The sequence below is a fragment of the Pyrobaculum organotrophum genome (assembly GCF_055384425.1).
The window spans coordinates 1,598,075-1,606,974 of record NZ_AP042430.1; the positions used below are offsets into that span (position 1 = coordinate 1,598,075).

Annotated in this window: 15 protein-coding genes; 7 read left to right on the plus strand and 8 right to left on the minus strand. The window is 55.2% G+C overall.

The genetic code is table 11. The features are described from left to right. Positions 1–10: 10 nt before the first annotated feature. Together ACZ49R_RS09760 and ACZ49R_RS09765 are read left to right on the plus strand one after the other, a co-directional pair. The gene (locus tag ACZ49R_RS09760; protein ID WP_464732936.1) at positions 11–964 is read left to right on the plus strand and encodes an ATP-binding cassette domain-containing protein; all 954 of its coding nucleotides are present in this window, start codon (positions 11–13) and stop codon (positions 962–964) included. Then, positions 961–1,731, plus strand: coding sequence for an ABC transporter permease (locus ACZ49R_RS09765; protein ID WP_464732937.1), 771 nt, complete (start codon positions 961–963; stop codon positions 1,729–1,731). The genes ACZ49R_RS09760 and ACZ49R_RS09765 overlap by 4 nt, the downstream gene beginning before the upstream one ends. Here ACZ49R_RS09765 and ACZ49R_RS09770 read toward each other — a convergent pair. The 3 genes from ACZ49R_RS09770 to ACZ49R_RS09780 form a co-directional block, all read right to left on the minus strand. Next, complete coding sequence (locus tag ACZ49R_RS09770; protein WP_464732938.1) at positions 1,718–1,882, minus strand: hypothetical protein; 165 nt, start codon at positions 1,880–1,882, stop codon at positions 1,718–1,720. The genes ACZ49R_RS09765 and ACZ49R_RS09770 overlap by 14 nt on opposite strands. A gap of 169 nt (positions 1,883–2,051) precedes the next feature. Then, the gene (locus tag ACZ49R_RS09775) at positions 2,052–2,456 is read right to left on the minus strand and encodes a hypothetical protein (protein ID WP_011763734.1); all 405 of its coding nucleotides are present in this window, start codon (positions 2,454–2,456) and stop codon (positions 2,052–2,054) included. Beyond that, positions 2,450–2,743 (minus strand): hypothetical protein, encoded by a 294-nt coding sequence (locus tag ACZ49R_RS09780; protein ID WP_464732939.1) that lies wholly within the window; start codon positions 2,741–2,743, stop codon positions 2,450–2,452. The genes ACZ49R_RS09775 and ACZ49R_RS09780 overlap by 7 nt, the downstream gene beginning before the upstream one ends. Before the next feature lie 191 nt (positions 2,744–2,934). Here ACZ49R_RS09780 and ACZ49R_RS09785 point away from each other — a divergent pair, with 191 nt between their 5' ends. From ACZ49R_RS09785 to ACZ49R_RS09800, 4 genes are all read left to right on the plus strand, one after another. After that, positions 2,935–3,570, plus strand: a complete 636-nt coding sequence (locus tag ACZ49R_RS09785) for a superoxide dismutase (RefSeq protein WP_464732940.1) — start codon at positions 2,935–2,937, stop codon at positions 3,568–3,570. A 91-nt stretch (positions 3,571–3,661) separates the two neighbouring features. Next, complete coding sequence (locus tag ACZ49R_RS09790; RefSeq protein ID WP_464732941.1) at positions 3,662–4,114, plus strand: hypothetical protein; 453 nt, start codon at positions 3,662–3,664, stop codon at positions 4,112–4,114. Beyond that, a complete protein-coding gene (locus ACZ49R_RS09795) occupies positions 4,098–4,514 on the plus strand; it encodes a hypothetical protein (protein ID WP_464732942.1) in 417 nt (138 codons plus the stop codon). Before ACZ49R_RS09790 ends, ACZ49R_RS09795 begins: the two co-directional genes overlap by 17 nt. Before the next feature lie 18 nt (positions 4,515–4,532). Then, a complete protein-coding gene (locus tag ACZ49R_RS09800) occupies positions 4,533–4,952 on the plus strand; it encodes a hypothetical protein (RefSeq protein ID WP_011763729.1) in 420 nt (139 codons plus the stop codon). A 121-nt stretch (positions 4,953–5,073) separates the two neighbouring features. Here ACZ49R_RS09800 and ACZ49R_RS09805 read toward each other — a convergent pair whose 3' ends face one another. The 4 genes from ACZ49R_RS09805 to ACZ49R_RS09820 are packed head-to-tail and all read right to left on the minus strand — an operon-like array spanning position 5,074 to position 7,085. Continuing rightward, the gene (locus ACZ49R_RS09805; RefSeq protein WP_464732943.1) at positions 5,074–5,307 is read right to left on the minus strand and encodes a hypothetical protein; all 234 of its coding nucleotides are present in this window, start codon (positions 5,305–5,307) and stop codon (positions 5,074–5,076) included. 34 nt (positions 5,308–5,341) lie between these two features. Further along, positions 5,342–5,686 carry a DUF134 domain-containing protein gene (locus ACZ49R_RS09810; protein WP_464732944.1) on the minus strand — a complete coding sequence of 115 codons (345 nt, stop codon included), beginning with the start codon at positions 5,684–5,686 and terminating at the stop codon, positions 5,342–5,344. Further along, positions 5,686–6,108, minus strand: coding sequence for a Trm112 family protein (locus tag ACZ49R_RS09815; RefSeq protein WP_011763726.1), 423 nt, complete (start codon positions 6,106–6,108; stop codon positions 5,686–5,688). Before ACZ49R_RS09815 ends, ACZ49R_RS09810 begins: the two co-directional genes overlap by 1 nt. A 41-nt stretch (positions 6,109–6,149) precedes the next feature. After that, positions 6,150–7,085, minus strand: a complete 936-nt coding sequence (locus ACZ49R_RS09820; RefSeq protein ID WP_464732945.1) for a tRNA guanosine transglycosylase family protein — start codon at positions 7,083–7,085, stop codon at positions 6,150–6,152. 128 nt (positions 7,086–7,213) lie between these two features. On the opposite strand from ACZ49R_RS09820, the gene ACZ49R_RS09825 reads away from it, so the two are divergent. Beyond that, positions 7,214–7,699, plus strand: coding sequence for a hypothetical protein (locus tag ACZ49R_RS09825; protein ID WP_011763724.1), 486 nt, complete (start codon positions 7,214–7,216; stop codon positions 7,697–7,699). On the opposite strand, the gene ACZ49R_RS09830 is transcribed toward ACZ49R_RS09825, so the two are convergent. Further along, positions 7,696–8,859 carry a helix-turn-helix domain-containing protein gene (locus ACZ49R_RS09830; protein ID WP_464732946.1) on the minus strand — a complete coding sequence of 388 codons (1,164 nt, stop codon included), beginning with the start codon at positions 8,857–8,859 and terminating at the stop codon, positions 7,696–7,698. The genes ACZ49R_RS09825 and ACZ49R_RS09830 overlap by 4 nt on opposite strands. Positions 8,860–8,900: the final 41 nt, after the last annotated feature.

Below are 8,900 nucleotides of genomic sequence, written 5' to 3' on the forward strand. Positions count from 1 at the left end.
GTCGGTCTGTGTGGAGGCTGTAAGAGCGGAGGGCCTAGTCAAGAGGTATGGTGATGTTGTAGCGTTAGACGGCGTGTCCTTCTCCGTCGGCAGGGGGGAGGTCTTCGGCCTCCTTGGCCCAAACGGCGCTGGGAAGACCACCACTATAAAGATCCTCACCGGCTTGACCAAGCCGACGGCGGGTAGGGCTTGGGTAGCGGGCTTCGACGTCGTTGAGCAGGGGCTGGAGGTGAAGAAGAGGATTGGCTGGATATCTTCCGAGGTTATCCTTGACGACGATCTCACCGCCTGGGAGAATCTGGAGGTGCAGGCTAGGCTCATGGGGGTGAGGGGGTGGAGAGAGAGGGCGGCGGAGCTGTTGAAGGCCTTTGGGATATACGAGGCGGCTGGGAGGCCCGTGGGCAAGTTCTCCACGGGCATGCGGAAGAGGCTGGAGGTTGCCATGGCCCTCCTCCACGGCCCCGAGGTTCTCTTTATGGACGAGCCAACCGTCGGCCTAGACGTGGGGGCCCGCCTCGGCTTCTGGGAGGTGGTTAGGCAGATAAACCGGGAGTTCGGCGTAACCGTCCTCCTCACGACGCACTACATGGAGGAGGCTGAGTCTCTCTGCGGCAGAGTGGCCATCCTCAACCGGGGGAGGATAGTGGCGCTGGGGGCGCCCGACGAGCTCAAGGCGAAATACGGCGTAGACGTCATAGAGCTGGAGGTGTCGGGGCCTGTGGACCTCGCGAGACTGAGCCGCTTTGGCGAGACGACTGCGGCAGACGGCAGGGTGGTGGTCAAGGTGGCCAAGGCTGAGGAGGTGTTGGCCGACGTGGTTAAGGCCGTCGACGCCGTCAAAGCCGTGCGGGTGAGGAAGGCCAGTCTCGAGACGGTTTTTATAAACCTCACGGGGGCCACCTTCGAGGGGGAGCACATAGACGTGAAAAAGCTATATATGAAGATCCGCCGGGCCAGGAGATGATCTCCCAGCTCTACGCCCTATACAAGAGAGAAGTCCTCCGTCTCCTCAGGAGTAGATACATGTGGCTCATGGTGGCGGCTCAGCCCATCCTCTGGGTGGTCTTCTTCGGCAACAGCCTGGCGGGCCTCCCCCGGGGCTTCCTCGCCCAGTACTTCGGCGTCGAGAACTACCTGGCCTATATGATACCTGGCATGGCCTCCATAGTCATGCTCACCACCGGCATGTTCGCCTCCATGAGCCTAGTCTTCGACAAGAGGGTGGGGTACCTAAAGAGGGTCCTGGTGACCCCCACCCCCAAAACCGCCGTCTTCCTCGCCAAGGCCCTAGGCGCCGCCACCCGCGGCCTCCTCACGATACCCGTCATACTGGCGGTCGGCGCCGCCTTCGGCGTGAGATACAACATAAACCCAGCCGCCCTAGCCCTCTGGGCCGCCGCCCTAGCCGCCGCCGGGATGGGCTTCGCCGCTCTCTTCACAGCCCTCTCGGTAAACACCACAGACGTCCACGCCCCCGGCGTAATAAGCAACTTCATCACCATGCCCCTCATGTTCACCTCAACGGCGCTCTTCCCACAGCAGTTCTTCCCAGACTGGCTAAAGGCCATAAGCGAGGTGAACCCCCTCACCTACCTCACCGAGCTCGGACGCGAGGCCCTCGTATACGGAGCGCCCCCAAGCCCCACAGCCGCCCTGGCCACAGCCGCCTTCGCCGCCGCCACCCTAACCGCCGGCGTCATAGCAGTAGAGAAGTGGCTCAACGCAGATTAACACGACACAAGTCGCTGACCACAACCCTATAGGCTGGCTCGCAGCCGGGGTCAGGATACGCAGTCCTGGTCCTCAGACACCTCTCGGTCTTCTCCACCACAAGCCTCACCCCCATCCAACGCCCCACAGACCCCACGCCTACGCACATCACGTATCTCCCCCCGTAAACGTTTTCGCCGAACGTGGTCGCTTTACGGGCCGCCTCTTCTCCCAACAGCGCCGAAAGAACCTTCCTAATGCAGTCGGGCGTTAGGAAGAGGCGTTGAGATAGATAATCCCAGAGGTGCCGGTGATGTCCCCTCCCTTCGATGTGTGCTATGTCAACCTCGTGGCGGCATCCTGATCCCATAACTCCATACCACGTTTACACAGGGTCTGCCTAATCTGTCGGAGGCTCCCACCCCCACGAAAACTCTGTCGACCTCTATATACGCCTCCAGCACAGTCCCGTCCTCGCCTCTGACTAATACACGTCCAATCTGTTTATCTTCAAGCGGCACCGGCCTTAGGGGAATTTCTTGCGAACAGAGGAGCCCTGCGTAGACCCTCCTCTCCGCCTCCACCGCTGTCTTCAGGACAAGCCCGACGTTGTAGCCCTCGCCCACCCTCTGGATCTCTGCCACAATTGGTATAAGTCTCACCGTCACTTTACCAAACTCCGGAGTTTCAAAAACCGCAACGGCCGGCTTATACTCCACTATAGAGGCCTCGACTGCCTCTACCATCTGGCTCTTTGAAGCGCCTCGCGCCCCTTCTCTGAGTAGAACTTCAGAAACTCAATCTCCACGTTGTAGATCCTCCCATCCCCGTCTAGATAGACTACAACCTCGGCGAGACCGGCGACAGTCGCCGCAGGCGGCTCTTCCCAACGCCTAATTATCAACGTGTTGTCCACCACCTTGACCTCGGGTTGCAACACAGCACGAGGAGCCGCCATCGGCTCGTAGTTAGAAGTCGAGTAGAAGTCCCGCGTCTTGTATATGTTAACGCCGAGGTTACTCACCACGTGCATAAACAACAGCCTGTTTCTATTTATCAATCTTTTGGCCCGTTTTTTGAACTCCCGGCTCTGAGAGAGTAAAACTCTTGGTAGCTGTAGGAGAGGCCAGGGCCGGCGGAGGCGTGTCTCGTCGTCGGCAGGAGTATTGAAGCCGTATTTCTTTTTTGATAGAAATATTTTTATGGTGTAGACGGGTAGATGTCATGGCTTCGGTTAAGAAATACACGCTTCCGAACTTGCCCTATGCCTACAACGCCCTGGAGCCGTACATCGCAGAGGAGATAATGAGGCTCCACCACCAGAAGCACCACCAGGGCTATGTCAACGGCGCAAACGCCGCCCTCGAGAAGCTGGAGAAGTTTAGGAGGGGCGAGGCCCAGATTGACATAAGGGCGGTGCTCAGAGACCTCTCCTTCAACCTCAACGGCCACATACTACACTCCATCTTCTGGCCAAACATGGCGCCCCCCGGCAAGGGCGGCGGCAAGCCCGGCGGGAGGACTGCCGACTTGATAAACAAGTTCTTCGGCAGTTTTGAGAAGTTCAAGGAGGAGTTCAGCCTCGCCGCCAAAAACGTAGAGGGCGTAGGCTGGGCCATCCTAGTATACGAGCCGCTGGAGGAGCAGCTCCTGGTGTTGCAAGTGGAGAAGCACAACCTTATGCACGCCGCAGGCGCCCAGATCCTCCTGGTGCTAGACGTCTGGGAGCACGCCTACTACCTCCAGTACAAGAACGACCGCGGTAGCTACGTAGACAACTGGTGGAATGTGGTAAATTGGGACGACGTAGAGCGGCGTCTTGAGAAGGCTTTAAACGGCCAGATCGCCCTCAAGATTTAAAAACGGCACGTATTTTTTCCCCATTGGGAGCCCTTTTGACAAGGCGATTTCATATCTCAGGAGGCGATTTCCCGGCAAGAGCGCATCTTGGGTGAAAAGGGCGTTGAGGCGGTTGGGAGATGTCGCTGAGGCGGCGGGCGGTTTGTATATAGTAGCGGGGAGGCCGGAGCTCGGAGACTGGAAGCCCCAGTACCAAGTGTGGTACTCGGCGGCGGAGGGCAAGTGGTTCTGTTCTTGCGGCCGCCGTGCCTGTACTCACATAGCCGCAGTCCAACTGTACATCGCCTATAGAAGGGCTCTTGAAATGAGCCAAGGCGCTTATCTCTACGTTGCAGAGGCCGAGGTGGAGTGCCCCGGGAGACTTGAGGCAAACGGCCGGCTGTATCTCAAGCCTTCTCCACGCGGCTTTAAAATCTTAGTTATATCTAAGAGGGGACGTATTGTAGTTAAATGTGGCGGCTATGTCCTCATGGAGCTCTTAGGCGAGAAAATGCCGGCGGCGGTAGCCGAGGCCCTGGCCGAGGCTTATGAAAGTGAGAAATAGGAAGGGCGTCTTCCGCCTTGTCCCAGACGCGCCTCAGAACTACCACCGGCTTTATGTAGACGTCTTTTCTATAGCCGTCTCTCTCGCGCGGCCTGAGGAGATTTTCCACTCGGCAGCGGAGGCAGGGCTAGACGCCGTCTTTATAATAGACGCATGGGGGGAGGTCCACCTCCGCCTGGCTAGGAGATATATAGAGCTTTGCGAAACGTATGGCCTAGACTGTAGACTAGCCGAGAGGGGGCCGGCCGAGCTGTATGCCGTAGAGCTTTGTGAAACAGAATGCGGCGCCGGCTGTGCCGTAGTGACAAGAGATTTCGACGCCGTTTTAGCTGCGGGGAGATGTGCCGTGTTGATATTTAGAGGGGGCAGGTTTTACAGAGCGACGGCAATACATAAATAGAGGGGCGGGGGTTTAGACGTGGAGCTTCCAGAGCTCGGCGAGTTAGAGTTAGAAAACCCAGAGCTCTCTGCGTCAGGCCCCGCGGAATATACTGTCTCGTTTGGCAGGCCGTGTAAAGTCGCGGCTAACATCAGGATAGACGTCCTCTCTTTTATATGGCCTAGGATACGCGCCAAGGCTCTCGCCGCAGTTTATAAATGTGGCGACTTCTGGCCCCACTTCGATGTAAAAATGAAGGCCGTCTCTCTCGGCAGAACTATATATGTCCTAGTTGACTCAGTCTCCCGCCACTTAGAGCCAGACGCCGAGGTGACGCCGCTAGAGCGGGGGCTCCTTTGGAATTACGCGGCGAAAATAGGCGCCGCTGCGCTGTGTAAAACCCTGAGAGAGGTGTTGCACATAGACACAGGCTGTAGAACCTACGCCTTACTAGAGTAAAAATCCCCGCAGCTGTAGTCAACGTCCAAAACGCCAGAGGCGTCACATGTATTAAGACATCACATGAAACAACACCCATTTAAAAAGGAGCAGGCTTAACAAAGATAGTTGAAAAAAGAGTTTACTGTTTTTTAAGCTCCTCTATTCTCCTGTCTATCTCCTTTAGCAACACCTCTGTTATATACCGCCTCAGCTCCTCTAGATATCTAAGTTCTGCCTCTTTGCCCCATTGCATGGGGTACAGGCCCCATGCGCCGACGCCCCACATCCCCCAGAAGCCTGGCCTTAGGTATGGCGGCAGGTGGCTCCAAGGACCTCTCCCGGGCCAGCCTCCCCACCACTTCCACCAGCCCATGTATGAAATATGTTTCACATGTATTTAAATTTTTCTATGGTGGTCCCTCTTTTCTACATGAAACTAGTTTCAGGGGGAGCCTCTCGGCGAGGGCTCTCGCCACTTTGTGGCGAGCTTGTTCAAGAATTCTCCAAAAAGTCGCCTTGGAGACCCCCACTCTCTCGGCTGCCTCCTCTGTTGTAAGACCTGCCACATGTATTAAATACATCGCCTCTATCTCGTAGCTACAGAGCTCTACGTAGTGCGTGGGGTGGAGACCGGCAGCCTCCTTTATGGGTATATATAATAGCTCTTCAAAAGGGAGGGTTGTTGTAATCTCTGTCCTCGCCCCAGCCAGCCCCCAGCTGTGTCTGTGGCGCCTCCGGTGGCGCTGGCCCATTAAGGCTTTTTAAGCGCGAAGGGCTTGCCTTGGTATAAGATCTTGTCTGCTAGATCTGGGGCTAATTTCTTTAGGTCTTCGGCTATGTTCTGTAGGAAGGCGAGTTCCTCCTTTTCGTTTCTCAGCTCGTCTGGGAGCATCCTGGGTATCTCCTCGATTATTGGGTACCACCTGCCGCAGGTTGGGCAGTAGATGACTCCGGTCTCTATCTCCCACTTGTGGCACTCTTCACAGGGGAGGGCGTCTGGCTTGGGGTGCTCCTTTATCTTTAGGTCGCGGTATGAGCAGTACTCCTCGCAGAAGGGCTTGCGGGGCCAGGTGTACTGCCTCTCGGGGTGCTCCGTCCGCTTTATGACTATCAGGCGGAGTGGAAAAGTCTTGTCGTAGGGGCAGGCCAAGACGTCCATAAGTCTATACTTCATACTGTACAAGAATATGTCAAAATATAAATAATGAGCTTGCGTTACTGCCGCGAGGCGGCTTTAGAGACCTCTTCTGCTATTTTTACATATAGTTTTCTAAATGCTGTTGACCTCGGCAGATGTGACGTCGATTTTATGACAACAAAGGCGTTGACGAGGGCGCGGTATTCAAAACTTGTCTTTATCCTCTCGTAAAAGCCGTCTAGAGCTGGGAAGCCGTTTTCTGCTAGAAATCTCCTGAGTTCCTCAAGCTCTCCGTCTTTTGGTTTGGCTCTGCCGAAGTTTACAACTCTGTCTGTGACGTGACGCTCGCCGCCCCCCGGCAGAAGCACTTTGCCATAGGCCGCCTTGAGACGCCAGGTGGCGCTGTCTGTACTATCTACGCCAAGTAGGGCGAGTATGGGAGTTACAGAGGGGCTCCCCATGCCTAAGACGTGGAGCGGCCCCCGGTACTCCTCTCTAGCTCTCTTAATCAAGCGGAGGGCGTATTCTCTAGACCCCCTGGGAACGCCTCTTGTAATTAAGACGTAGGGCACGGCGGCGCCTATGGCGAGGGCTGGCGCGTCTCGGTAGAGAGAGAGGTATTTCTCAAAGAGCGCCGGGTCACTATAGACATGTAACACCGGCACTACGGCGTCTCCCACAGACTTTCTAAGCTTTAGCCAGTTTTGATACGACTTCCGCATTTTTTTCTCGGCGAGGTCTGGGGGGTCTTCTGGAGACGGCGGGATGTCTAGAGAGAGGTATAGCTGGGCGTCGACCCGGCGGTATATCTCTGCGATCTTGTCTACGTCTAGCAAAAGCCCCCTCTTTAATATCTGGTAACCGCCTGAGTCTACCCAGAGCTCTCCCTCGTATCCAAGCACCCGCCGGGGGTCGCGTTTTATCTCAATTGCATTTATCATTACGCCTGGCACGTCGAAGTAAAGCCAGGGCTTTGGCACTGCAGAAAGGGGGCTTCCTAAGACTACTCTCACTTTATTTTATCTATTGGATTTATAAAACAGGCCCCTGGAGTTGGCTAAAACTTTCAGTGAACTGTAAGATATAATACATAGATATTATTAAAGACGCGAGGTTTTTAACCGTCTACTCTCTCCCTGCCATGTTTCTAATAATTGTAAAGACAGAAGAAGAGATTGCAAAAAAGCTATGGAAGATGTTAGACGGCCTAGAGCTAACGCCAGGGGTCTACTTAACCTGGGCGCCTAGAGAGAAAATTGTCAAGTCTGTCGACGCAATAAAAAAAGACGTGATTAAACGCTGGGAAGAAGAGGGCAAAGGCCCTCTTTTCGAAGCGGCAGTTCTCGAACTTACAGAAGAGCAGTATAAAGAGGTAAGGCCGCTTGCCAGAGGCGTAGTTGAGAAAATTGCCACAGCTATGCTTGAAGAAATGGAGAGACTGTTGGAGAAGATGCGGTCGGGGAAAGACCGCAGCCTATCCGGCTGGTATAGAGATCTAGCCAAGAGATACGAGAGATTGATAAACATAACACTTGCCCTAGATATAGAGCCGACAGTCATGGGAAAGCTTAAAGACAAGTGGAGAGAAGTGACGTTAGAAGCCGGCAGGAGACTTAGAAAAAGCTAGTCCAGCGCGATATCCACGATTCCTCCCGCCGCCTTTATATATGTTTGTAAAACGCCCCGGCCGCCGGGCCTCGGCTTGGGAGTTCTCACAACGCCTCCTTCAGACTCTGTCGCAACAAAGAGGCCTACCTCCGGCGGGAGGTCTAGCTTTAGCCTAGCAACGCCTCCGGCTAGATCTAGCTTTAGGCTGGCGGCGCCTTCAAACACGCTGTACTTCAGCCTCCCTGTAAAAACTCCGCCGCTGAGGTCAATTTCTACATCTCCCCCGGCCAGGGCTAGGTCGGCTTTAACAACGCCGCCAGAGACGTCGGCCTTTAAGTTTGAGAGACTGAGGGAGATCTCTACATCGCCGCCTGCGACGTCGAGAGATAGAGACTTGACCTCTAAAAGCGCCATCTCAACTTCACACCCCTCGGCAGAGATGCGGCCGTCTCCCACTTCGAAATCTCTGGCGTCTTCACACCTCGCCACCACTTGGTTAGGCCCCCCGAAGATTTTCACTCTGCCCCCCGCCACCTCCACCTCCACCCTCCCCCCGTGGCTGAGGGGGCCGCGGTACACTTCCACAAGCTCTCTCCTCCGCCTAACTCCAGACTTCACGCCGCCTAGCGCAAGGACTTCTACAACAAGCTTTAGGAGAGTGGACAAGAGGCCTCTCTCAGTGACAATCCCCACGTCTCTTACCCTAGTCTCTACGTATGGGCGGAGGTGTTTCGGCGTTTTTACAACCCCCACGTCTCTAATCTCTTCGACTACTTCGTAGAAGAGCTCCGGCGGTATGTCTTTTTCAAACTCCACCACTGCCGTGTCGAAAATCCGCACCTTTTTCCCCTCTCGCTTGGCTAGCTCCAAGAGGTCTCTCCCCACCTTTAGAAAGACTCTGTCGCTGAGCTCAAGCTCTTTTATATCCAGAGACTGAGCGGCTTCTGTCTCGAGCTGTTTTACCACAGAGAGAGCCCTCCGCCCGGTCTCTGTCAGAATGTAGAACCCCCTCTCGTTTTTCTCTACGAGACCCCCAAGTTTTTTGATGTGGAAGGCGAGGGTGGGGCTGTCTACACCCAGCTCTTCCATCAACTCGCTGTAGCTCCTCGGCCTCTCCTCAAGAAGCTTTAGTATCCTCCTCCTAATGGGGTGGGCGAGGGCTTCGAAAACGCGGTCCATGTGGATATCTCTGCGGCTGAAGATAAAGCTTTTTGTCAATA